Source organism: Nostoc sp. DedSLP03 (assembly GCF_034530815.1).
In the GTDB taxonomy this organism is placed as follows: Bacteria; Cyanobacteriota; Cyanobacteriia; order Cyanobacteriales; family Nostocaceae; genus Nostoc.
The window spans coordinates 88,502-112,939 of record NZ_JAVRCK010000012.1 but is presented as its reverse complement, the minus strand read 5'-3'; the positions used below and the strand labels follow the sequence as shown (position 1 = coordinate 112,939).

At 42.6% G+C, this 24,438-nt stretch carries 21 protein-coding genes; 10 read left to right on the top strand and 11 right to left on the bottom strand.

Going from position 1 to position 24,438, the window contains the following annotated elements; genetic code table 11:
- Nucleotides 1-5: 5 nt before the first annotated feature.
- From RM368_RS08520 to RM368_RS08510, 3 genes are all read right to left on the bottom strand, one after another.
- Complete coding sequence (locus RM368_RS08520; RefSeq protein ID WP_322693676.1) at nt 6-758, bottom strand: DsbA family protein; 753 nt, start codon at nt 756-758, stop codon at nt 6-8.
- A gap of 357 nt (nt 759-1,115) precedes the next feature.
- Nucleotides 1,116-1,331 carry a hypothetical protein gene (locus tag RM368_RS08515; RefSeq protein ID WP_322693675.1) on the bottom strand — a complete coding sequence of 72 codons (216 nt, stop codon included), beginning with the start codon at nt 1,329-1,331 and terminating at the stop codon, nt 1,116-1,118.
- Between the two features lie 5 nt (nt 1,332-1,336).
- Nucleotides 1,337-1,696: a type II toxin-antitoxin system RelE/ParE family toxin gene (locus RM368_RS08510; RefSeq protein WP_322693674.1), complete on the bottom strand. Its 360-nt coding sequence runs from the start codon at nt 1,694-1,696 to the stop codon at nt 1,337-1,339.
- A gap of 382 nt (nt 1,697-2,078) precedes the next feature.
- Here RM368_RS08510 and ffh point away from each other — a divergent pair, with 382 nt between their 5' ends.
- The 5 genes from ffh (at nt 2,079) to RM368_RS08485 (ending at nt 6,602) form a co-directional block, all read left to right on the top strand.
- Nucleotides 2,079-3,542 (top strand): signal recognition particle protein, encoded by a 1,464-nt coding sequence (ffh, locus tag RM368_RS08505; protein ID WP_322693673.1) that lies wholly within the window; start codon nt 2,079-2,081, stop codon nt 3,540-3,542.
- 439 nt (nt 3,543-3,981) lie between these two features.
- Nucleotides 3,982-4,242: a 30S ribosomal protein S16 gene (gene rpsP, locus RM368_RS08500; protein ID WP_251955408.1), complete on the top strand. Its 261-nt coding sequence runs from the start codon at nt 3,982-3,984 to the stop codon at nt 4,240-4,242.
- Nucleotides 4,205-4,639, top strand: a complete 435-nt coding sequence (locus RM368_RS08495) for a KH domain-containing protein (RefSeq protein WP_322693672.1) — start codon at nt 4,205-4,207, stop codon at nt 4,637-4,639. Before rpsP ends, RM368_RS08495 begins: the two co-directional genes overlap by 38 nt.
- 479 nt (nt 4,640-5,118) lie before the next feature.
- Nucleotides 5,119-6,072 carry a PhoH family protein gene (locus RM368_RS08490; protein WP_322693671.1) on the top strand — a complete coding sequence of 318 codons (954 nt, stop codon included), beginning with the start codon at nt 5,119-5,121 and terminating at the stop codon, nt 6,070-6,072.
- A 125-nt stretch (nt 6,073-6,197) separates the two neighbouring features.
- Complete coding sequence (locus RM368_RS08485) at nt 6,198-6,602, top strand: ChuX/HutX family heme-like substrate-binding protein (protein WP_322693670.1); 405 nt, start codon at nt 6,198-6,200, stop codon at nt 6,600-6,602.
- 5 nt (nt 6,603-6,607) lie between these two features.
- On the opposite strand, the gene RM368_RS08480 is transcribed toward RM368_RS08485, so the two are convergent.
- Nucleotides 6,608-6,946: a carbon dioxide-concentrating mechanism protein CcmK gene (locus RM368_RS08480; RefSeq protein WP_322693669.1), complete on the bottom strand. Its 339-nt coding sequence runs from the start codon at nt 6,944-6,946 to the stop codon at nt 6,608-6,610.
- A 116-nt stretch (nt 6,947-7,062) separates the two neighbouring features.
- On the opposite strand from RM368_RS08480, the gene RM368_RS08475 reads away from it, so the two are divergent.
- Together RM368_RS08475 and RM368_RS08470 are read left to right on the top strand one after the other, a co-directional pair.
- The gene (locus tag RM368_RS08475; protein WP_322693668.1) at nt 7,063-7,863 is read left to right on the top strand and encodes a DUF6816 family protein; all 801 of its coding nucleotides are present in this window, start codon (nt 7,063-7,065) and stop codon (nt 7,861-7,863) included.
- An 88-nt stretch (nt 7,864-7,951) separates the two neighbouring features.
- Nucleotides 7,952-9,772: an ABC transporter ATP-binding protein gene (locus tag RM368_RS08470; RefSeq protein WP_322693667.1), complete on the top strand. Its 1,821-nt coding sequence runs from the start codon at nt 7,952-7,954 to the stop codon at nt 9,770-9,772.
- Between the two features lie 316 nt (nt 9,773-10,088).
- Here RM368_RS08470 and RM368_RS08465 read toward each other — a convergent pair whose 3' ends face one another.
- Complete coding sequence (locus RM368_RS08465; protein WP_322693666.1) at nt 10,089-11,045, bottom strand: hypothetical protein; 957 nt, start codon at nt 11,043-11,045, stop codon at nt 10,089-10,091.
- A gap of 190 nt (nt 11,046-11,235) precedes the next feature.
- A complete protein-coding gene (locus RM368_RS08460; RefSeq protein ID WP_322693665.1) occupies nt 11,236-11,931 on the bottom strand; it encodes a Uma2 family endonuclease in 696 nt (231 codons plus the stop codon).
- A gap of 267 nt (nt 11,932-12,198) precedes the next feature.
- Between RM368_RS08460 and RM368_RS08455 the strand changes: the two genes are divergently transcribed.
- Entirely contained in the window at nt 12,199-14,304 is a 2,106-nt protein-coding gene (locus tag RM368_RS08455) for a M3 family metallopeptidase (protein WP_322693664.1), read from the top strand.
- A gap of 174 nt (nt 14,305-14,478) precedes the next feature.
- Here RM368_RS08455 and RM368_RS08450 read toward each other — a convergent pair whose 3' ends face one another.
- From RM368_RS08450 to RM368_RS08430, 5 genes are all read right to left on the bottom strand, one after another.
- Nucleotides 14,479-15,279, bottom strand: coding sequence for a DUF928 domain-containing protein (locus tag RM368_RS08450; protein ID WP_322693663.1), 801 nt, complete (start codon nt 15,277-15,279; stop codon nt 14,479-14,481).
- Nucleotides 15,280-15,360: 81 nt separating this feature from the next.
- On the bottom strand, nt 15,361-17,754 hold the full coding sequence (locus tag RM368_RS08445) for a CHASE2 domain-containing protein (RefSeq protein ID WP_322693662.1): 2,394 nt from the start codon (nt 17,752-17,754) through the stop codon (nt 15,361-15,363).
- Nucleotides 17,755-17,937: 183 nt separating this feature from the next.
- Nucleotides 17,938-18,906: a DUF1822 family protein gene (locus RM368_RS08440; RefSeq protein WP_322693661.1), complete on the bottom strand. Its 969-nt coding sequence runs from the start codon at nt 18,904-18,906 to the stop codon at nt 17,938-17,940.
- Between the two features lie 309 nt (nt 18,907-19,215).
- Complete coding sequence (locus RM368_RS08435; RefSeq protein WP_416212222.1) at nt 19,216-21,939, bottom strand: CHAT domain-containing protein; 2,724 nt, start codon at nt 21,937-21,939, stop codon at nt 19,216-19,218.
- Between the two features lie 359 nt (nt 21,940-22,298).
- Nucleotides 22,299-22,877, bottom strand: coding sequence for a hypothetical protein (locus RM368_RS08430; protein WP_322693659.1), 579 nt, complete (start codon nt 22,875-22,877; stop codon nt 22,299-22,301).
- Nucleotides 22,878-23,234: 357 nt separating this feature from the next.
- Here RM368_RS08430 and RM368_RS08425 point away from each other — a divergent pair, with 357 nt between their 5' ends.
- Complete coding sequence (locus tag RM368_RS08425) at nt 23,235-23,708, top strand: TspO/MBR family protein (RefSeq protein WP_322672498.1); 474 nt, start codon at nt 23,235-23,237, stop codon at nt 23,706-23,708.
- A gap of 90 nt (nt 23,709-23,798) precedes the next feature.
- A complete protein-coding gene (locus RM368_RS08420; protein WP_322693658.1) occupies nt 23,799-24,272 on the top strand; it encodes a TspO/MBR family protein in 474 nt (157 codons plus the stop codon).
- The last annotated feature ends 166 nt before the right edge of the window (nt 24,273-24,438 follow it).

The window sequence follows — 24,438 nt, the reverse complement described above, 5'->3', positions numbered from 1 at the left end:
TTTTTTTACTCGGCACTCACTACTGTTTTGGTAACAGCAGTATTACATAATTGTTTTACCTTTTCTGTTACCCAATCAACACGATCCTTTCCCCAAAACCTCTCACCTTCAACTACCCAAGTCGGGACTCCGGGACAGCCAAACTGTTCGTATTCTGCCAAAGCTGCCACTGCTGCAAGTTTTGCTGCTTCGCCGTGGATTAATTCAAGAATGCGATCGCCATTCAGCCCAACATCATCTGCAACTTTCTTAATTACAGACTCATCGTTGACATCAAGCTGATCGATGTACGTTGCTCGAAAAAACGCGGCATCAAGCAGATGTTCCTTTCCAGTTCCACAAGCAGCGTAATAGGCTCTCGCGGAAAGTTCTTCGCGGCCAAACTTCATTTTCTCCCAGCGCTTGACCCACCTAGCAAATTCTTCAAACTCCTTGAGCCGAATTTCAATGCCGTACTTTTTCGCCCACCGCAGACAATCTTCTTTGTGATAGGACGATAACACGGCGCTTTCACTTCGTCCTTGTAAATCGGCTACCTTTATCCCGCGTTCCTTCGGTATGTAAATTGGTCGTCGTTCAATATCAACAGGTAAACCCTGCAAAGCTTTTTCGGCAAGAGCAATACCAATATATGAATTTGACGAATGGTATATCGAGTATGAGTATACTTTGATTCGCTGCGACATCTTGGCTACCGTAGCTACCCAAATCATAATATTACGAATTAGCGATCGCAGCAATAGCCAATATTCAATCATCAGAGTTCCCAATCCTCAAGTTTCATCCCGAATGAAAGGAAAACTTTGCCAGTTAACCTCATTTGGAGGATGAAGCGATGTCGGATAAGAGAAGTCGAGTTCCTAGCGGTGTAAGCATTCGTTAACGTCTCTTTGCCAAAGGGTGCGAATGTTCGTAAGGCGTTTACTGCCTTTATTGCAAGCTCTCGCCGCGCTATTAGCGATCCTAAAATCGTTGCGATCGTAATCTAAGCTGCTTTCTTAGAGCAATCTTAAAACAGCAATTTACCTTTTCTTTTTGAATGGGTACGTTGTTGTTCTTTAAGAATTTATTGCCTGCCAATTCGTTGGAGTTTGGCAGGCTTTTGTAGCATTTTACTAAATTAATGTTCTATGATTAATCTTTCCAAATATAACTACCTCTCTTTGTTTCAAACCTTTTCTTTTTCTCGCTCTCAATTTAAGTTGCTGCTTTTCTAGTAAGAGTTTTTGTCTAGTTAATTCCTGGGCTATTAATTCCTGAGCGCGGTTTTCAATTTGAATTTGGCTTTCTATTGGCTGTTCTTTTATTTTTTCTCTTAGGCTTTTACCCATTCTTATTACCCTAATTCTTTTAGTGTTTGAAGATGACTTTTATACCGTGTATCAGCCTTTTTAATTAAGTGTTTATAGAAAAGTTTTTGGCTAACACCAGATTTATCACCTGCTACCAATAAAATGGCTTGTCTCAATGGGTCAAAAGCAAATGCCACACGCCAAACACCATTACTAGCTGAAAATCGTAACTCTTTCATGTTGCTGTACTTTGACCCTTTGAGTGTATCAACATGAGGACGTTTTGCTTGTGGGCCAAAGTTTTCTAATATCTCAGCCGTTGCAAGCAACTCATTTTTTACTTCTTGAGGTAAAGCGTCAAACTCAGACTCGAAATCATCATGAAACTCAACTTGCCATTCCACTAATTTATTATGGTTAAAATGTCACACATTTTCAAGAGTATATCGAGTATTCATAGCAACATCAAAGTAAAAATACCTCTTGTAGTGTTAGAGATTGTGACTCATCTGGTTTGGGAGAAAGGTTTCTCCTAAATTCATTTCCATGTGTATCCTGTCGCCCCCTATCCATTCAATCCTCAGAGCGATCGCAGCGATACGTTAGCAGTAGCAAGTATTCAAGCATCAAAGTCCCCATGCCCCATAAAGGTAAGTATCTGATTGCTACAGTCGCGGTGAAAAATACTAAGCTGGTAGATAGCACGTTTAAACTTTAGCGGAAATTCGCGATCGCATTCATCGGCGGTTTAGAATTCTCCATTGGCGAACTACCTGTAATTACATTATGTTTGATGCATTATCTGACCGTTTAGAAGCCGCCTGGAAAAAACTGCGGGGACAGGACAAAATTTCTCAATCCAACATTCAAGATGCATTGCGCGAAGTGCGCCGCGCCCTGTTGGAAGCAGATGTCAATCTCCAGGTAGTCAAAGATTTTGTTAGCGAAGTCGAAGCCAAGGCACAGGGAGCCGAGGTGATTGTCGGCGTGCGACCTGACCAACAGTTCATCAAAATTGTTCATGATGAACTAGTGCAGGTGATGGGAGAAGAAAATGTTCCCATCGCCGAAGCCAAGGAACAGCCTACTATTATTCTGATGGCTGGGTTGCAAGGTACTGGTAAAACCACAGCTACCGCTAAGTTAGCCTTACATTTGAGAAAATTAGAGCGTAGCTGCTTGTTGGTGGCGACAGACGTATATCGCCCAGCAGCGATCGATCAGTTGCTAACCTTGGGTAAGCAAATTGACGTACCAGTATTTGAACTAGGAAGCGACGCCGATCCCGTAGAAATCGCAAGGCAAGGTGTAGAACGCGCCAGGGCAGAAGGTGTAAACACAGTAATTATTGATACTGCCGGTCGCCTGCAAATTGACGAAGATATGATGGCGGAATTAGCCCGCATCAAAGCAACCGTCCAACCCGATGAAACTCTGTTGGTGGTGGACGCGATGACTGGTCAAGAAGCAGCCAATCTTACCCGCACCTTCCACGAACAGATCGGCATTACTGGAGCGATTCTCACCAAATTAGATGGTGATAGCCGTGGCGGTGCAGCGCTTTCAGTGCGAAAGATTTCGGGAGCGCCGATTAAATTTGTGGGCGTGGGTGAAAAAGTCGAGGCACTGCAACCGTTTTATCCCGATCGCATGGCATCACGGATTCTCGGTATGGGCGATGTTCTCACTTTGGTAGAAAAAGCCCAGGAAGAGTTTGACTTAGCCGACGCTGAGAAAATGCAGGAGAAAATCTTGTCAGCAAAGTTTGACTTTACTGACTTTCTCAAGCAATTGCGGATGCTCAAGAACATGGGTTCTCTGGGAGGCTTGATCAAGATGATTCCAGGGATGAACAAGCTTTCAGACGATCAACTCAAGCAGGGAGAAACCCAGTTAAAACGCTGTGAGGCGATGATTAACTCCATGACTCGCCAAGAACGCCACGACCCCGATTTATTAGCCAGTTCTCCCAGTCGGCGGCGGCGGATTGCTGCTGGTTCCGGCTATAGAGAGTCAGATGTCAGCAAACTGGTGGGTGATTTTCAAAAAATGCGATCGCTCATGCAGCAAATGGGTCAAGGTGGCTTCCCTGGAATGCCGGGAATGTTCGGCGGTGGCGGCATGGGCAACGCCTTTGCCGGTGCTGGTAATCGTCCCCCAGCCCCCGGATGGCGAGGTTATGATAGTGCCTCAGCTACGAAAAAGAAAAAACCCAAAGATAAAAAGAAAAAAGGCTTCGGCAATCTTTAGTTTTTGGGCATTGGGCATTGGGCATTGGGCATGGAGCATTGGGCATTGGTAATTTGCTAAAGACCGAATGGCACTAACGAAAAAGCGAAAGGCTTGTGTCACCTCTTTCCTAGTCTGAAGACTGGGAATGTATTCCAAGAGGCTCTGCCTCTGGTCAAGCCACTGGAAGCGGAGCCTCCAGGCTCTTAACTAGTTAGGGCAAAGCTTATAGCTTTACAAGCGTGCCATTCGTTAATGACCAATGACAAAGGACAAATGACTAATGACTAATGACAAATAGCAGCAAATGCTAGGCAGTGCTAAAATTAGCATTTCGACCTCAGAATTTATTAGCAGAGGAAACTAACCCTTAATTTATCGGCAGCAGCCAAATTTAAGTTACTTCCTCACCAATTAGTTGCTAACTAATATCTAACAATAGGAGAATGATTCTTCAACCATGATCAAACTGCGCTTGAAACGATTCGGTAAAAAGCGGGAAGCAAGTTACCGCATTATCGCTATTAACAACCTCGCTCGCCGCGATGGTCGTCCCTTAGAAGAATTGGGATTTTATAACCCCAGAACTGATGAAGTGCGATTAGACGTTCCCGCCATCGTCAAGCGACTACAACAAGGCGCTCAACCCACTGATACCGTTCGTCGCATTCTAGTAAAAGCTAATGTTTTTGAGCAGGTCAGTGCAACAGCCGCATCATAATTTCGGAACAAAACTCCCAACAGCTAGCCCCAACTATGTTGAGCTGGTTCGGTTTTTGGTACAGCCGTTTTTGGAATCTCCAGAAACATTAAGCGTCGATTGTGAAATTTCTCAGTCCCTCAATCGGGTTTGGGTTCGCATCGCCTTTGAAAGCACAGATAAAGGAAAAGTGTTTGGTCGAGGGGGACGCAATATTCAGGCGATTCGTACAGTAATTGCCGCAGCCGCAGCCGCAGCTGGGCAATCAACATACCTGGATATCTATGGCAGCACCACTCCGGGCCGCGAGGGTATGTCTTTTGATGAAGACACAGAAGATCGATCGCCACCGCCGATTAAGAAAGAACCGCGTGCAAATGATGGGCCTAAACCCATTGTTAAACCGCGCCTCCGTTAGATTGAAACTAGAGAGTAAATCTGAGCGGTTGTTTTTACTCCGCTCAGAATTTTTATAACGATGGAAAGTAGCAAAAAGATTTTTAAATCTTTTTTTGAACTCTTCACCGAAGAGGCAGGTGAGCAGGGAGAAGGGAGCAGGGGGAAAGATTCTGGAATTACCCTGCCACAAAGCTTAAAGAGCAACTAAATTTATTTATGCCCAAAAGTAAAAGTATTTATTTCGAGATGTGTAATACGAGAAATAATACGTCCAAACTTTCAGCAGCCCTAGATTCATGTATGGCGATTCTTTGCTGCTCCCATCACCTGCCCCTTTTCCTCTTTTTGACCAGTAGAGGTATACAAATGTATGCTCTTACAGCCGATTAATTTATTGCAAATCTTTTTCACAATGTAGGTAATAAAAGTATAATTTCGCCGTTAGCGAGAAAAAATTAACCTTTGTCAAATACAGATCCTCACCAATTAAGAAATACTATGGCAGGTGCCTTAACAATTCAGCTGCCGAATATTACCAGTGCGATCGCTCTAGCTGGAGATGGAGAAGAAAATCTCAAAATCCTATCTCGGCAAACAGGAGCCGCTTTAGTACTACGCGGACAGGAATTAGTCATTTCTGGTACTGAAAAGCAAATTGATTTGGCTTCTCGATTAGTGCGATCGCTTGAAGACCTCTGGATTAAAGGCAATACGATTGCCAGTGCCGAGATTTTAACAGCCCGTCAAGCCATAGATAGCGATCGGCAAGGGGAACTGCAAGATTTACAGCGAAATGTCCTCGCCAAAAGTCGCCGGGGTGAAGAAGTCCGTGCCAAAACCTTCCGCCAGCGCCAATATATCGACGCACTCCGCAAACTCGATCTCACCTTTGGCATTGGTCCTGCTGGTACCGGTAAGACTTATCTCGCTGTTGTTGTCGCCGTCCAAGCACTCCTTGCCAACCAGTTTGAAAAGCTAATTTTAACCCGCCCTGCCGTCGAAGCTGGCGAAAAGCTCGGTTTTTTGCCTGGAGATTTACAGCAGAAAGTTAATCCTTATCTTCGCCCACTTTACGATGCTATTTATGAATTCATCGATCCAGAAAAAGTACCCAGTTTAATGGAACGCGGTGTAATTGAAGTCGCACCACTTGCTTATATGCGGGGACGCACCCTCAATAACGCTTTTGTAATTGTAGATGAAGCGCAAAATACTACACCCGCTCAAATGAAAATGGTTTTGACTCGTTTGGGTTTCCGTTCGCGGATGGTAATTACAGGCGACATGACACAAACTGATTTACCACTTCACCAACAATCGGGTTTAGGAGTGGCTTTACAAATTTTAAAACACGTTGAAGGTATTGCCTTTTGCGAATTTTCTCAAAAAGATGTTGTGCGCCATCCGCTAGTTCAGCGCATTGTTGCTGCTTATGAACAATATGAAAAATAGTCATTGGTCATTGGTCATTAGTAAAAAACTAATAAATGACGTAGACGCGCCAGTCGCTACCCGCAGCATAGGACAAATGACAAATGACAAAGGACAAACGACAAATGACAAAGGACAAATGACAAATGACCACAACATTAAAAGACTTTTTAGAAGCTTGCGAGACTTTAGGAACTTTGCGTTTAATTGTGACTAACAGCGCTGCTGTATTAGAAGCACGAGGCAAAATAGAAAAATTATTTTATGCAGAATTGCCTAAAGGTAAGTATGCGAATATGCACACCGAAGGTTTTGAGTTTCACTTGAATATGGATAAAATCACTCAAGTGAAATTTGAAACAGGTGAAGCGAAAAGAGGTAACTTTACAACCTATGCCATTCGGTTTTTAGATGATAAACAGGAGTCTGCTTTAAGCCTCTTTTTACAATGGGGTAAACCAGGAGAATATGAACTAGGACAAGTGGAAGCTTGGCAAACTTTAAAAGAGAAGTATGGCGAAATTTGGCAACCTTTACCAGCAGAAATTTAATACAGCTAAACTGATAGGGGTGGAGGAAATCGGATATCTGCACTGAACTGCTCGATATTAACGCTGCGATGAATCGGTAAAACATATTCTAAATTTTCGTGGGGGCGGGGAATAATGTGATTAGAAAGCACCTCACCACCGTTAACTCGCAGCACTGCCTTTAATCCTGCTGTCACTGCTACATTCACCTCGCCTATAGCTCCTCGAATTAAAACAGTAATTCGTCCCAAATCAGTGTTTTCATAACCAACAAGGGTTACACGGGCAGCTTTACACATGGCATCTCCCACTTCCACTGCTGTGGGAATGCCATAAACTTCAATCATGCCTAATGCCAATGTCATGCTATCACTATCAATTCGGGCTAGGGCTAATTATCTCACTACAAAGTTTTAATTTATTACAGAAAATTACTTAATTTTTAATCGATAAACAATAACCATTCAATACAAAACTGCTAATGCTTGTAATCAAGGTAATTTGGAGTTTTTGCTTGCTGTTTTTATTCCTTCTGTGGGGTGGTGAAGCTTTTGCAGGAGAGTTGTCTCAAAGGTTAGCAAATTTTCCCCAATGGGAAAAACTAACTTCAGTGCAATCGGCTTCAGGTGATTTAGTTTACCCTGAATGGATGGCTGGAACTTGGAAAGTTACAAGTACGTTAGTAGATTTAGCTGCACCTTTAGCACCAGAAATCGTAACTCCAGGATTTGAAGGTAATCGCCGACAATTAAATCAACCTGTGAGTTTTGTAGTAAGATTTGTGAAAGAGCAACCACCTATTTCTGGGTTAAAAATACTTCCTCAGATAGGTTACAAATCCCCAATTTTAGTAGCTGATAGAGCATTTAATAGCTTGAATTTGGCAAAGGCTTATTTAGGGGATGAAGCAGTGTTATCAGTCAAAGTAGATCCAGATTCACCTAATCGTCAAATTACGTTCTTGCGTAGCAGTCGCCAACTAGTTTCTATTGTGACTGCACGTGCTACAGAAACTACCTCTGATGGCAAGTTCATCACCACAGAAGTGTTTCAACAACTATTTAAAGGCGGTTCGCGCCCCTATTTAAACTCTGTAGAATCGACTACGGATTATCATAAAATTTCAACATCTAATCCGGCGATTGAAGCAGATCAAGTTACTGCTGTCTATATTTCACCCCAAGATCCAGATTATTTTAAAGCTGGTTTTCGACCAGTTGCTCTCTACCGCTATCGCCTCGAATTTTTACCTCAAGAGTTACCAACTACTCCCAAAGAGTGATTTGTCATCTATCTCTCGATCGTCTTGTAGTATAGTTGTAGTATATAAAATTCCAAGTTTACGATCGCGCTCTTGGACGGTGTGCATCATGGCCAAATTTCAAGATATTGTCAATTACTTTCGCTCTTACTGGAAAGTAAGTGTTTTCAGTATTACAGCATCCAGCGTTTACGAAATTATTGATTTGGTTGTTCCTTATGCGATCGGGCAGATTTTAAACGTTTTGTCTGCTCAACCCTTGGACAAACCACTTCAAAGTGCGATCGCAACTTTTTCGGACATCACCAATTACCCAGTTAATAAAACTCTATCTTTGGGTGTATTACTGGGTTTAATTTTCGTTGTCACCGTAGTGAGAGCGCCAACACAACCCTGGTTAACCAATTGGTTTCATTGGCATATAGCTTTCAGGTCGCGTCGAGAGAAAAACGAAACAGCGATCGCTAAAATTCTGACTCTGCCACTAGAATTTTATGATGAAAATAACCCTGGACGCATTGCCGGCAGAGTAGCTAGAGGTATTTCTAATCATACTTTTAGTTACCCTGAAGTTACCGGACAGTTGATTCCTAAACTGGCTCGCGTGCTGGGTATTTTTGTGTTTATCTTGTTCATTGAGTGGCGGATTGCAATTTTATATCTAATTTCCTTTGTAATTATTCTCAGCTTCAGCTTGAGGAGTTTACAACAGCTCATTAGGTACGAAAGTCGTCTGGATAAGTATGCAGAGGACACCGAAAGCCGCACTTCCGAATTAATCACCAATATCAAAACGGTAAAAGCATTTGCTACAGAAGCTAGGGAACTGAAGCGGCAAAAGCAACGTTTGGATCGAGAACTAATGGTGCTTGATTATCGCATCCACAAAGGTTATACGATATTGGGTACTTGGCAAAGAACCGTAATTCAGTTTTGTGTATTTACAATTCTGGGTTTGACTTTAGCAGCAACAGTAAATGAAAAAATTTCTCTAGGCCACTTTGTCATGACCTTAACTCTTTCTAGCATGGCTTATGCTGAATTAGAACCTATTGGTAGCTTGGCAGAAGTTTTTGCCCGTCGTTATTCTTCCATGCTGCGGTTTCACGAATTTCTCCAAGAGCCAACTGCATCCGATTCAGCCAGTCTTTTAGAAGAGAATAACCAGACAGAATCACCTTATAAATTTACTGGAAAAGTTGAGTTATCTCATATTAGTTTTGGATATGATGCCAACCGTCAAGTTTTGCAAGATATCAACTTGTTGATTGAGCCATACCAAACAGTGGCATTAGTAGGGCGCTCCGGTTCTGGTAAGTCTACTTTAGTAAAATTGCTGTTGCGATATTTTGAACCTCAAGCAGGTCAAATTCTGATTGATGGTCAAGATATTCGCACTTTGGATGTAGGTAAATATAGACGAAGGCTAGCGATCGTTCACCAAGAAGTAGACGTTTTCAACGGTACTATATTGGATAACCTCACCTATGGCAGACCAAATGCCACTTTCGAGCAGGTTCAGGAAGCCTGTAGAATTGCTAGAGTCGATGAAGTAGTGCAGTACTTACCCAAAGGTTATTACACTGTCGTGGGAGAACGAGGTGTCAGGTTATCTGGAGGACAAAGACAACGCTTGGGAATTGCTAGAGCATTGTTGGTGGAACCAGACGTGCTGGTTTTTGACGAAGCTACCTCTAGTTTAGATTATGAGTCTGAGCGTTCAATTCAGCTAGCGATGCGATCGATTCAGGGCACTTGCACCACCATTGTTATTGCCCACCGTTTAAGCACAGTCCGGGAAGCTGATAAAATTGTTGTTCTAGAGCAAGGAAAGATTGTAGAAATGGGTAGCCACGATGAACTCTTGCGTCACGAGGGTATTTACCGCCGCTTACACTCCCTGCAAGAAACAGGAGAACTCTTGAGTTAGGGGACATACACATTTTTGATTTTGGATTGGCCCCACAAATGAATCCGCCTGATTAAATCGACTTTATTCACAATAAGGTCGATTTTTTTATAGATATCTTCAGAAATTAAATATGTGTTATCTAAAACCCTTTCGCGCCTATTCAGTGGTATAAGTAATATTATCAAGTGGGGAATTTGCTTTTATTCCCCAAGAAAAGCGTTAGCCATTGAAATTAGTTTTACGCGCTTGGATGAAGCGCGATAAGTAAAGTGAATAATCCATCGATCGCTACTGGAATACTAATCACTAATCGAAGTCTTCCAATCAGAAAAAACTAAGATTTGCTCTTATCTGCTTCTTTCTGTGCCGCCTCACTGTATTTTTTATAAAGTTGAGTACGAATTTTAGCTTCTTGATAACGGCTGTGGGTTTGTGGTACCGTACTCATTAAATCTGAAGCTCGTTGCCACTTAGCAGCAATCTCTAACCACTGAGTTGAGGTTGTAGCTGTTTTTCCAGATGCAGAAGCTTGGTTGGCAATTCGCACAGATATTTGAAATGGATCGTCAGAAGGCTCAGAAAAGCTATTGTTAGGAGCGCGAGACGGTGTTTGGGCTTTGCTATCGTTAGTGTTTTCTGTAGTTAAAGATTTGGAAGTTTCTGGTTGTATTAGGTTTTTCAATTTATTACCTAGCTGGGCATAAACAACCCAACTAAGCAATAACAGCGAGCATAAACCTGCTGCTGCTAATATCTTTGTTTTAGGTTTATTTTTGGATTTTTCTTTGTTAATGAGTACTAAAGGACGAGAGACTTGAGTTTTAGGATAATTTGGTTTTCCTAGTTCAGCTTGAGCGTCTGTGAAATCTTTAATTAATTGCTTTACAACATTTGGCTGAATTAATGTAATTTCCTGTGACCAAAGCAATTGATTTTCGCGATCGCTATCTATTTCCTTTAACCACAGCAATTGTTGTTCTCGAACAATCCGACTGTTGATTTTAACACGGCGAATGTGACGCGGCGCGATAGACTCAAGAATTTGCTGGATTTGTTCTACCAGGGGAGATTGCTCAAGTTGCTCTACTTTAGCTGCCTCGCACAGAATTTGTAAGACACCATCAGAAAAAATGGCTCTAGTTCTGACACAAGACTGGGCTAGCTTTTCGTTCAATAGCTGAATAATCGCCGCAACGCTGCCTTGGTGAGCTTGCCAAGCGATATCGTTTATCCGGTCTACCACCTGAAATTTAGTGATAGCTCTTCCACCCTGACTGATTAACGTATTCATTAATTTAGGGACTCTTTTCTACTGACCTCGATCTTGTCTTCGATTTTACGAGTAAAAAGATGAGTTGCCAAATAATATCATAAATATGGAAATCTGGAGCCTTCCTTTTCGGGTTGCTAAGGATTTCTAATCGCTAGGGCTAGCTGCAAGATGTGAGTAAACGCACTCTGCGATCGTCGCAAATGTATGGCTAGATAGTATCAGGGTCAACGCCAAGCGATCGTAAATGTTCCTTTAACCTTTGCACCTGCGATTCTGCTTGTTTTGCTTGCTCTTGGGCTTGTTCCCTTGCCAATCTTTCCTGTTTCAACGCCTCTGCCAATTCCTCTGGAATCAGCAACTTTTCTTTGGTGTCTTCTCGATAAAAACCAATCAGTTGCTCCTCTACTTGCAAGCGCAGCTGCAAAGGTTCACATGGACTATCTGTAATTGGCTCATATACCTCGCCTCGCAGCCGATACCCTTGTAATTGCTCCTTAATCCACTCTCCCTTGGGGTCAAATAACCAGTATTCCAATACCCCTAACTGCTCATACAGCGTCTTTTTGAAACCTGTATCCTGGTTTTTAGTGCCCTCCGAAGTCATTTCAAAGATGATTACAGGCACTTGTCCCTCTTCCCATATCTTGTAATTATCCCGTCCTCCAGGAGCGACATTAAAAATCACCATTACATCTGGAGCTATCCGTAACCTCGGAAAACCCTGAGCATAATAAAGAAACTGGTTACTCAAAACCGTTGCTTGCCGACCCAGTAAATATTGCCTCAATACTTCTAAAGTTGCTAGTAAAGCACATAAATGAACATAACTTTCTGCCAAAGGTTCACCATCCGAACTTGGGTAAAAAACTTCTGTCGATCGAGAACTGGGTAAGAGGCTAGTCATAATTAGCCACCTGGTTGAGAGGATGGGTGCATGATTATATTATCTTAAAAACTTTCGCTGATATTTCTGGGACTATTGCCTGTCATATCGTTCATAAACTAAACAAAATAGAAAATAGTCGTATCGGGATACTTTTGTGAGGAATTATCGTTTTTTTTACCTTTTTGCCACAATGACGATACTAAATATCACAGCGATCGTTACATTAGAAGATATATAACTAAAAATCATTGTTGATTTTTATTCGTTCGCAGTTCACACAAAACTATGAGTGCAAGTACCATTATTTCTGATAATCCCTTACTCCAAGGCACTGGTTTACCTCAATTTACAGAGATTAAACCAGAACGAGTAGTACCCGCCTTCAATCAGTTGCTAGCAGAACTTGACCAGCAACTTGCCACTTTAGAGGCTAATGTACAGCCGACTTGGAGTGGTTTAGTAGAACCCTTAGAAAAGCTGACGGAACGGCTTACCTGGAGTTGGGGGGTGGTAAATCATTTAATGGGTGTTAAAAATAGCCCAAAACTGCGCGAAGCTCATGAAATCGTACAGCCACTAGTCGTACAATTTATCAACAAACTCGGTCAAAGCCAACCCATCTACAATGCTTTTAAGGGACTCCGTAGCAGTGATAGTTGGGCAACTTTAGAATTAGCTCAACAGCGCATTGTGGAAGCCGCCATTCGAGATGCAGAACTTTCTGGTGTTGGCTTAAAAGGAGAGATAAGAGACCGTTTCAACGCCATTCAGATGGAGTTGGCAGAACTTTCTACTAAATTCTCTAACCATGTACTTGATGCCACGAAAGCCTTTAGCTTAACCCTGACAACAAAAGCGGAAATTGACGGTTTACCACCAAGTTTGGTAAGTTTAGCTGCTCAAGCGGCTCGTGCGGCAGGAGAAGAGAACGCCACAACAGAAAATGGCCCTTGGCGCATTACTTTAGACTTTCCCAGCTACGGCCCTTTTATGCAGCACAGCACCCGTCGAGATTTGCGTGAAAAGCTCTACAAAGCTCATATCACTCGCGCTTCTAGTGGCGATTTAGATAATAATCCGTTAATTGTGCGTATTTTGGAGTTACGGCAAGAACTTGCAGATATACTTGGCTTTAAGAGTTTTGCCGAGTTGAGCCTTGCAAGTAAAATGGCTCCTAATGTTGAGGCAGTCGAAGCACTATTAGAAGAACTACGCCAGGCCAGTTATGATGCTGCTGTCAAAGACTTAAAAGAACTCCAAACTTTTGCTGCATCTTATGGAGAAGAATATCAAGATTTAAAACATTGGGACATCAGCTTTTGGGCAGAACGCCAACGAGAAGCAAAATTTGCCTTTACCGCTGAAGAATTACGTCCCTATTTTCCCCTTCCCCAAGTGCTAGATGGCTTGTTTGGACTTGTTAAGCGGTTGTTTGGTGTTACAGTAACCCCTGCTGATGGTCAAGCCCCAATATGGCATGAAGATGTCCGTTATTTCCAAATAGCCGATGAAACTGGTTCTCCCATCGCTTATTTCTACTTAGATCCCTATAGCCGTCCAGCAGAAAAACGTGGTGGTGCTTGGATGGATGTATGTATCAATCGTGCCAAAAATGAAAATGGTGCAACTGGCATTCGGTTGCCTGTGGCTTATTTAATATGCAACCAAACTCCCCCAGTAGATGGCAAGCCGAGTTTGATGACTTTCTATGAAGTAGAAACTTTGTTCCACGAGTTTGGTCATGGATTACACCACATGCTCACCAAGGTTGACTATGCTGGAGCCGCAGGTATCAATAATGTGGAATGGGATGCAGTGGAACTACCCAGTCAGTTTATGGAGAACTGGTGTTATGAGCGACCCACTTTGTTTGGTATGGCTAAACATTACGAAACTGGAGAAGCCCTACCAGAGCATTATTATCAAAAGCTGCTAGCGGCGCGTAATTATATGAGTGGTACTGGTATGTTACGGCAAATTCACCTTAGCAGTGTTGATTTAGAACTACACTACCGCTATCGTTCTGGCAGCAATGAAACTCCAGCAGATGTGCGTCATCGCATAGCTAAGACTACTACTGTTTTACCACCACTTCCAGAAGATTCAATATTGTGTTCTTTTGGGCACATTTTTGAGGGTGGCTATGCAGCAGGTTACTACAGTTATAAATGGGCTGAAGTCCTTAGTGCTGATGCTTTTGCCGCTTTTGAAGAAGCTGGGCTAGAAAATGAAGAAGCGATAAAAACGACAGGTCGGCGTTATCGGGATACGGTACTAGCACTCGGTGGTAGCAAGCATCCAATGGAGGTGTTTAAAACTTTCCGGGGTCGCGAACCAAGTACGATCGCTTTGCTCAGGCACAATGGTTTAGTAAGTGCTGCTGCAAACTAAACAACACAACTGTAGAGATGTTGTATTGCAACGTCTCTACATCAAATCTTTGCTTATACCAATTCAATCGATGAATCGGTGTAAAGTCAAGACGCGATGAATCGCGTCTCTACAAATGGTCTATTTTTTGCATTCTTTTTTTAAATTGGTATTAACTGAAAATTTTTTCCTAGTTTAAGGTGTTCCTGGAAGAATAGGTTCTTCGGCAACATCATTCAAGCGGATGCTGTCTAACAAATTTCGCCACTCTGCTGTCAGGGCTGCATCTTGAGGATTTTGTTGACGCAGTTCAGCCAACGTTGTCAGTGCTTCGTACCATATCCCATTTTGGGCATAGATAGCATAGCGCTTTAGAGGTTCTGCCGTTTCTAGTTGTTTGACTATTGGTTGACTGAGGTTAACTCGTTTTATTACCCCTTCAACAAAAGTTGGGGGAGCATTCTGTTGCTTGTCACAGTTAATGGTGAAAAACCAGCGGTATTGTTGGCCTACTGCTAAAGTGGGAGCAGTGTTAGGCAAAGAAACGCGGATGACTCCGGGCTTATCTGGTAGAGCGATCGCTTTTTTGTATACCTCGTTAGCATCTGGATCTTGCAGTACAAATTCAACTGTATATGGCGAATTTTTGGTATATGGCACATAGAAAAACCAACTTGGATGTTCTACTGTTGTTTGTCCCCAGACGTTAATCACTGAGTTAGCTTCTTGAGTAAAGGGCACTAAAGCAGTCAAGTCAATTTTAGGTGTAGGACATCCAGGTTCCCCACGCTTCGCTCCACCACGAACGCGACCTCCAGGAGGGGAGCCAGCTGGAATTGGAGGTTGATTAAAGGTTTTAGCTTGAGCAAGGATTGTTTTAATATCAGAGCGGTTAGGGGTTGGTTTCGCCAGTACTGGAGTCAGACTAACTGATAAATTTGTACAGCTAAAAGCTACTACTAAAAACAGCTTTATCGATTGTGAATTTGAATTCATAGAAACCTGACCTCATAGGATTTTAGATTTTAGATTGGGCATTGAAAAAGGGCAGAGGTGTAGAGGACAAAGGGAAAAAACTTACTGCAATTTCTTTGCTGCTCCCCTGCTCCCTGCTCCCTGCTCCCTTGCTTCTTCCCCATTCCCCGCCCGCACTTTTGTTTTTGAATTACTATAAATTGACATTAAAACTCCCATAGCTAACAACGATAAAGCCGACGGTACGAAAGGTACCCAAGCACCTGAAATTAACAGACCAAAGCAAACTACATACAAAACGCTAGAAGCAACACCCATTGCCAACGCCAACCAGGGTAACGAAAGCTTGCGCAAAATCAGGACTCCCCCAATCAAAGACCAGCCCCAAATCCAGATTACCTCTGCCCACCATGACCAAGCCCGCAGCAACGGCCGTCCATCCTGAACTGCACCAAGGATCTGGCTGATCATGTGAGCTTGTACCAGTACTCCTGGCATTTGCTCGTCTAAAGGAATGCCATAAGGTGTAGACCAGGTGTCTGGAGAATCCCCCTTTGCAGTCACACCAATCAAAACAATCCGGTTTTTGATGGCGTTGGGGTTAATTGGACTAGATAAAAATTGCGTTAGCGTTACCTGTTCGGCTATTTCTTTTGAAGAACGATAATTGAGTAAGATTTGACCGCCATTCGCATCAATATTTTGATAGCCACCAGTACGAGACTTCAAATTCTCAAAAATAGTCTTACCCAACTGCAAATTTCCTTCAGGGGTGAACTTTGTTTGAATTCCTAAAGGGTGCAGATAAAGGGATGCTAGTTGTAAACTGAAGGAATATGGAGTAAAACACGATGATGTGGTTTCCTGATTCATGAACAGAAGATGCCGACGAATAACTCCATCGCGATCGTGAATAAAGTCACTGAATCCTAGATTTGCTGGAGGGATTTCTGGTGGCGGCTTAATGCCTTTGATATTTCCTGTGCGATCGCTCCCTTTGCATACGCCAACCAAGTTCTGAGTTTGCTGGAGACGAGTAATTAAATCTGGCTCTTTGGCCTGAAAATCACGGTAGACATCTAAGCCGATCGCGCGGGGTTGGTATTGATTGAGTTTTGCTAAGAGTTTATTCAGAGATTTTTCCGAAATAGAAGCTCCAATTAAGGACTCGCCATTTTGTCTTTGAATTGCTAAATCCTCATCGTCAATTGTGATAATCAACAGTCGGGGGTCGAGTCCTTCTGCAGGGCGCGATCGCATCATTAGGTCAAAGGCTTGAATCTCTGGATTTTCTAGCGATCCCACCAATCTCAGACCACAAACCAAAGCTGTAACTGCCAAGCTGGATAACACAGTTCTCTTAAATCTGCGTTTGTTAGACAAAGGTAAACTTGCTAACTCTTCATCTTCAGATTTTGTAGACCTTAATTCATCCCAAGTCGGTGGTATCTGCGCCGGATTTTGGCAAATTACTGGTAGCCAAGTTGCACAAGGAAATCTATCCTCAAGTCCTTGCAAGCGTTCCCGCGCTTGGCGTACCGCTTGATATAAAGACTCGCCACCAGCAAAGCCTTGGAGAAAATATTTTAAAAACTCCTTCGCAACCTGATCTGGGACGGGTTCGCGCATGACAATTATTTGAGGAATTTGCAAATCAGCTAATTCTCGCGCCAATCCCAAGCCATCACAGGAGTTGAATATAGCTAATTGCAAACCATTTTCAATGGCTTTTTTGAGAGCGTACTTTAACTCGCCAATGGTAAGACTATCAGTTCTATTCAAATAAATTCGTCCGCTTTCGCCATTTCCTTGACTGGAACTGTGTCCGGCAAAGAAGAGAATATCCCAGTTTTTTCCCCAGAGATGCTCAGTCAAGTCCTTACGTTGTGGTTCTACCAAAAAGCTCACCTGTGCGTTACTACACTGTTGCAGTAAAGCTCGATCGGCTTGGGTGTCAATCCCTTTACTATTGCCGACAATTGCCAAAATATTGACTAATTGATTGAGAGTACGTGGCTTGGGAATGCGATCGTAAGATGGTGAAGAAAGGGCAATTTCAGCTTTGGGATAGCGTTCTAACAAATCCCAAAGATGCCAAGGTAATAGCTGCAATTGGCTATTTTCTGTTTGCAGAATTACCCGTACTTCGTCGCTGGATGATAATTTTTCTAACCATTTTTCCCTCAAAGGGCGAAACTCCTCTGCTCGCAACCAAGTATTAAAGCGTGCGCGCAAAATATGAGAAGCGTTTTCGCAATCTTGCACCATTGATACATTCGTCACCTGCATTTTGTCAGCATGGAGGCGATAACGATTGCCTATCTGCCGATAACTAGACTGCCAATGACTATAATAGAGCGGCATTTCCGGGAATGAAGGGAGCCTCCCGGTGATTTCGGTTGTAGCACGCTCGTGTTCTTCACCAATTTGGAGGGTGACAGCAAACCCCTGCTCAAAACTACCCTCTCCAAATTTGATCGCCACTAATTTACCCATAACCGTCGCTATTTCCCCATGCAAGATCGTGCCCTGTTCTAATGTCCGATCGCAAGCTTCACAAGTGTCTACAGATTTCTTTCAAAATCCCCAAAAGCTGGCTTGGATTTTTAATTTTTAATTTTCAATTAATGAATTATCACTTAATAAATTACCGACAAACAAGGAAGATAGTTACATATTTCAAATTCGGAAATATTCGGTAATACTGGTATTATCCAAGGCGACCCTAACACTAAATTGCTCTCTAGGTTCACCACGAAACTGCAACTGAATGTAGTTGTCTAATTTTCTAGATTGAGCGTCTAAAAATACTGCTCCTGAACTATCTATAACAGTGAGATGAACTCCTGGTGGCAAGTAAATTTGATTTCCAGTGGCGTGCAATTGGAGATGAATACTAGTTTGTCCATCTTTTTCGGGGCTGATTTCCACAATCAACATCACAGGTTGGTTGTGGATTTGGATACCTAAATCAATCACTTTTGCCCGTTTAGTAATTGATTCTGGTTGTTTGAGGGTATCTAATTCTAAAGTTTCAACACTGCGAAAGGCATAAGTTGGCATGAGTTCCGGCACATTCCACAGCGATTCAATAGTTTCCCAGCCCGTCTCAAATATACCAGCAAACCATTGACTCAAATTCACTAATGAATTCAGTGGAGATTGACGCAGTTCCCAGATGCGATCAATAAACGCTTCTAATGGTTGCAGTTGCGCTAAAGGAACTGTTTGGGTTGTCACACTAGGGATAAAACCAAGCAGCCTTGCTTCTTCAAGCGATTCATCAAATTGAACCATTAAATAACCCACCCGTTCTTCCCAAGTTTCTGGAGGAACAAAACATATCTGCTGATGCAAACGGACAGGGCGACACTCCAGACGGCCAATTGAGGGCACTTCTAAATCAGCTACATCTCCACAAAGGCGCACAATTGGGTTCCAACTGTCACTAGCTTGAAGATCGGTAGGAATATCCATCATCTGCAAGTAGTCATTCACCACCCATACAGCTAAAGTATTCAGCCGGACTTGCTCTGCTTTTTCAAGATTTGGTTGCTGGTTAGCAAATTGCTGGGCAGTTATGCGAGCTGTTTGGGAAATCGGCAATGTTAAAGCGAAATCATCTAGCTGATAGGTGGAGTTATTCATAAGTCAATTTTTAGGGTTCAATGCTGCTATGTATATATCACCCGCATTCAATAAATTTATGCCACAAAACTGAATACTGAAAAAAAACTGAATACTGGAAAAAGAGAATTGGGGACTGGGATTAGGTAAAAATATCCCATACAATTAAAAGATTGTATATTGAAATCATCTCAGAGATAGAGATTTTGAGTATTTATACCTCGATAAATAGCTTCAAGCTGCTAAAAGCGGCTTATCAACTAGCAGATAGTTTGCCAAATTTTCAGCGGACAATTTGAGCGATCGCTTACAAAGATCGGCCCCTTCAAATCACAACCAATTGCCAATCAAAACATAGGCAGACCAAAAGCTTGGCGCTCTGTAATTGGGATGTTTTAGCAGTTGTAGTTGGGCACGATGCACTGCTTCGGCTTTGGTGATTTTGCCACTCTTGAGTTCTCGATAGAAGGCACTAACAAACATCGCCGTTGATTCATCATCAATTTGCCACAAAGAAGCGATGGTACTACGTGCGCCAGCTCGGACAGCTGCTCCTGCAAGACCCAGTGCTGCCCGACTGTCTCCTGTTGCTGTCTGGCAAGCACTCAAAACCAATAATTCTACTACGGTTTTACTCTGGCTGTGGAAGAGAGTATCAAAATCTTTGACATTGATCTGACCATCGAAATCTAAAATAAAAGTGTCTTCAAGGCGGGAACTAAACTGACCGTGGGTTGCCAAATGCACTATGTTGAATGAAGCAGCATCAATTTCACTTTCCAATTTCTTTTTCTTAAAATCTCCATCCAATAAGCTGGTTGTCGAAACTCCTGCTTTGGCAATACCGTCAAATTCAGATTTGATCGCTAGCAATGGTGCAAACTTGGTATATCCTGGCGGTGGCTGAGTCAGTCCTGCGGTTAGCGCTCTGAGCTGCTGTTTAATTAGCGGTTTCGGGTCGAGGAGTTGTAGACCAACGCTTAGGGCGATCGCATATTTCTCTACTAAATATTGTTTACCATCGTAGAGAGCTGCCATTGGTAAATTACGTAATGGCCCATCTAGGACGAACACTAACGTATCGACGCCACTTTGTTGTAATTGTGACTCAATGGGTTTAAGCAGCCACCCGTAAACTTCTTGCGATTGGGCTTGGACGATCTTAGTAGCAGTTGGATTGACAAGATTTCTTCGCAGTTTTATTAAGAGTTTCTCTACTTCCCCTTGGGAAATCTTGGTTCTGTAGCTTTGCAGAGGTTGTTGAGGAATTTTGACAATTACCTGGAGTTCGTCACTAAGAATAATTGGATAAAGAATGGCAGCCTTGGAATTATCTTTGTCTACTACTCGATCGAGGGCTACTTTCTGACCTTGCAGACAAGCTTCCTGAAAGAAGTCGTCTAATTCTGCTAGTTGGAGTGCTTCAATCCGCTGGCGTGCTTTATCCAATATTTTTTCATTTGGTTTTCCTTTTTGAGATTGCAGCAGTAACTCTACTGACTGGCGGTAGACAGGTTCTACACTGTCCCGGAAATCAAATTGCACATCTTGGTTGACTACATCTTTATTGACTACTAAATCTCTTCGCAGAGACTCAAGAGTGTCTACAGCAGCATCATAAGCGGCGATCGCACCATTAATATCTTTTTCTGCCCAAAGCAATCTACCTAACTGCCACTCCAAGCTATAGGTAATTTCTGGTGCATTGCTACTCTGTGCCAAAGCTAATCCTTGCCTGGTCAGGTCTTGCGCTTCTGACCACTGTTTGGTTTCTTCATACAAGCCGCCTAAACTCTTCAGAGCATAAGCCTCTGCCCGCTTGTCTCCTAAACTACGGGATTGCTGGATGGCACTAGCGAGTAATTTTGCTGAATCTTTTGTACTTAATACTGAGTAAAAAATATGACTCGATGCTTGTAATACACCACTCTTGACTTTTGCTAAACTTTGTGAAAAGTTAACATGAGCGTAAATACTCGCACGGCTGAGAGGGAGTTGCCTGAGTTGGGACTCAATCGATGGCAAAAGAGTTTGCACCTTTGCCCATTCTTTATCTTTAATCAGTAGTCCCAGGTGATTGAGTTGTGCTTGAACTTTTGTGAGGGGTGAGGGAGATACTGCGACTGTTTTTTGATAATAGGCGATCGCCTGTTGCTTTTGATTTTGTTTACGGGCATTATTCCCCAAGCTGAACAGACTAGCCCCAATATCAGCGCTTGATTGGAGATTTTGAGCAATTATCAGACTTTCTTCTAATGCTTGGCGTGACTTTTTCAAATCGCCCAATACCAAAAGGGCATCACCGAGCGATCGCAAACTCACTGTCTTTTCTAGAGAATCTGGTTGAGATTTTAACGTCTGACTTATTCGATCGAGGGTTTTGATCGCTCGCGGGTAAAATCCTTGGGTACGCCACGCTTGTGCTTGATTGATTAGCGATCGCACCACGCCACTTTGATTATCTGCTTGTTTGTAAATTTCTTCTGTCTGCTGCCAAGTTGCCAAAGCCGCCTCGGACTTTCCCATTGCCAATTGCAGACGACCTTGAATATCTAGTGATTGGGCAAATATTTGCAGATTTTGGTTTTTATCCGGTTCTTGGAGTACATTTAAGCTTTCTGTAATTGCCTGCTGCGCCTGATTCCATGCACCGAGTTGCTGGTAAGCTAAAGAAAGATTACCCAATGTGACTGCTAGTCCAAGGCTCTCCCCTTGCTGCTTATATATTTGGACAGCCTGTTGTAAAACTTCTACAGCTTTGGTAAAGTTGCCATTACTGTATAAAACTTTGCCCTGCTGTAAGAGTGAGGCGGCATCTGTGGGCACAGCTAGGGATATTATACTATTTATTGGCAGTTGGGATAAAGAATTGATTGAGCCAGGGACTTTTGCTAGCACTGGTGAACCGAGAATGCATAGCAAAGCGACCAGGAAGTACAAAGGCAAACGTAAAAAGTGAGCTAGGGCGGTGAGCCAGCGCGTTCTTGCCGTTTCTCGACCCCTGCTTTTAAACTTTAGAGAATTTGCGCCAAAAATCCTAGTTGTTTTAGCCATAAGCATGACGAGAGGTAGGTGATAACCAGAAACACATAGGATGAACTATTAGGCTAACAGGCTAATGTTACCATCTCTATTCCCGATCAATCTTTGAGCTTCCACAATTTTCTTATTTATGGCGATCGCTGTGAAACTTGATTAGCAAAGTAAATGAAGTATACGGGTAGGGGCACAACATATTGTGCCCCGACGATTATCTCTACCTCATCATGCAATCTGTTGTAGTTAAAAAGCGATCGCTAACCTTAATCAAAAACTCACTGAAATAGTGATGAGTAAAAATTATTTGGGTGTGGCTCTTAGAGCTGCAAGAATTATAGAAAGATGTGAGTAAGTTTACTTACTATTTAATTGATCTAGGAAAGTTCTGGTGGAAACCGAGGTTTTTTGCGAATATACTCACGAATGACATTAGTTGCTCGCCAAGCAATCCCACTACCAGGAGGAACGCGACAACCAAGAGTCCGTGCCGCCCCAAGGTTATTTCCCAATCTATCAAAGACTTCAAGCCATCCATCTGAACCATCTGTTATTACCCGAACGGCTAGTGTATCTTCTCCTTGAATCGTGATTCTTAAACCAAAAACGCTTCCAATATCTGCCGCCTCAATCGTATTCTTATAGAAGTTATAGGCTTCCCAGAAACTATCTGGTGCTATTAGTGCTGAAGAGTTCTGCATATCGTAAAGCCATATTTCAATACCTTCGAGATGAAAACTAAACCTTACCTGACGTACCCATTTATCGTAGTCATCAACGGAACCAAACTCTTCTTGATTAAGATTTTCTACTCTTGGAAGAGCTAGCCCATGAACATGAAAAGACGTGGGTTGGAACATCCGAAGTGATTCAATATTTAATAACTGACCCTGATCGTAAACTCTTGGGTAGCCTTGAAAGTAAAAATGCTTTACAGTTTCGGCGAAATTACTCATATCAAACGTTGGACTGGGACTGATTAAATATAGCTTGCCCCACAATCAACCTCAAAGTAACCCTCTTTTGTCACTCTAGGCAGAGGAAAAAGAGGGCTAGTTACTAGAGGCTCTTAATTAGAACGAGCCGCACCTCACCAAAAAAAATAGAGTTGTTGCATAAAGCGATCGCCTTTAAAACGGTAGCAATGCCCCATTCTCAATTCCCAATTCCCAATGCCTATAATTTAAAATCCTGCCAAACGATGTGAAGGTTTCAAACTCAGGGATGATGAGTAATTAGCAATTAAATTGACAAAATCAGACTATAAAGAGTGATATTAACCGATAAATAGCGCTTGTAAAGGACTAACGGGCATGATTAAATCTTGGATGGTGATTGGGGGCGTGGCTTTCTTGGTTGCTTTAGCAGCGAACGTGATTACGCCTAGCGATCGCCAATGGTTCAAGCGTTTACAACGACCGAGATGGCTAACTTTTGAGGGTGCAATTCCGATTATTTGGACTGTAATATTTATTTGCGGTGCTTGGTCAGCTTATATTGTCTGGGAAAAAGACCCAGGAAGCACCTCAACCTGGTTAATTATGGGTTTATATCTGCTATTAGAAATTGTTACCATCGCCTATACGCCTGTAATGTTTAAGCTTCGCAGTCTGAAAGTGGGTACAATTCTCGGTGGCACAGGTTTGATTATTGATATTTTATTGATACTTGCAGTCTTAGGTTTTTCTGGTTGGGCAGCACTCTTACTAGTTCCTTATTTGCTCTGGAGTCCCATTGGTACTTATACCACTTGGCAGATGATGAGTCTCAATCCTCAAGATGCCTAAGAATCGCACCAGAGAATGATTAAACATCTAGTCTAAATTGTCAAACTTGCAGTGTATGAATTGACAAAATACACAAAGCAAGAGTGCATTATGATTCCATCTTGGATAATAATTGGGGCTGTAACTTTCTTCGTCGCCCTTGGTAGTTTCTTCATCACGCCACGTGATGTTAAATGGTTTGCAAACTTAAGTCGCCCTCGCTGGCTAGTTTTTGAGCCGCTGATTCCAATTATCTGGACTGTGATTTTTATTTGCGGTGCAGCTTCGGCTTATATTGTCTGGGAAAAAAATCCCGGAGGCATAATTACTTGGCTACTAATGGCTTTGTACCTCTTGGTGGAAATTATCACCGTTGCCTACATACCTACAATGTTGAGGTTTCGCAGTCTCAAAGTTGGGGAAGTTCTTGGGCTAATCGGTTTGATTTCAGGCGCTGTCTTGGCAATCTGCGTTTTACCGATTTCTCTAATAGCGGCGTTGTTACTCGTTCCCTATCTAGTTTGGACTCCCATTGGTACTTACACCACCGACGAGTTAAAAGAGTTAAATCCTCAAGATGCTTGAAGAAGTATTCAGTAGTCTGAATTCAGTAGTCAGAGGAAGAAAGTGTGGGATGAACGCTTATTTATTCTTTATGGATTCCGTAAGAAAGATTTCGCATTTAGTATCACCATTTATTCAGCATTAGATTGAGCAAGTCTCCCAGTCAGACTCCAATTCAATTCTGAAT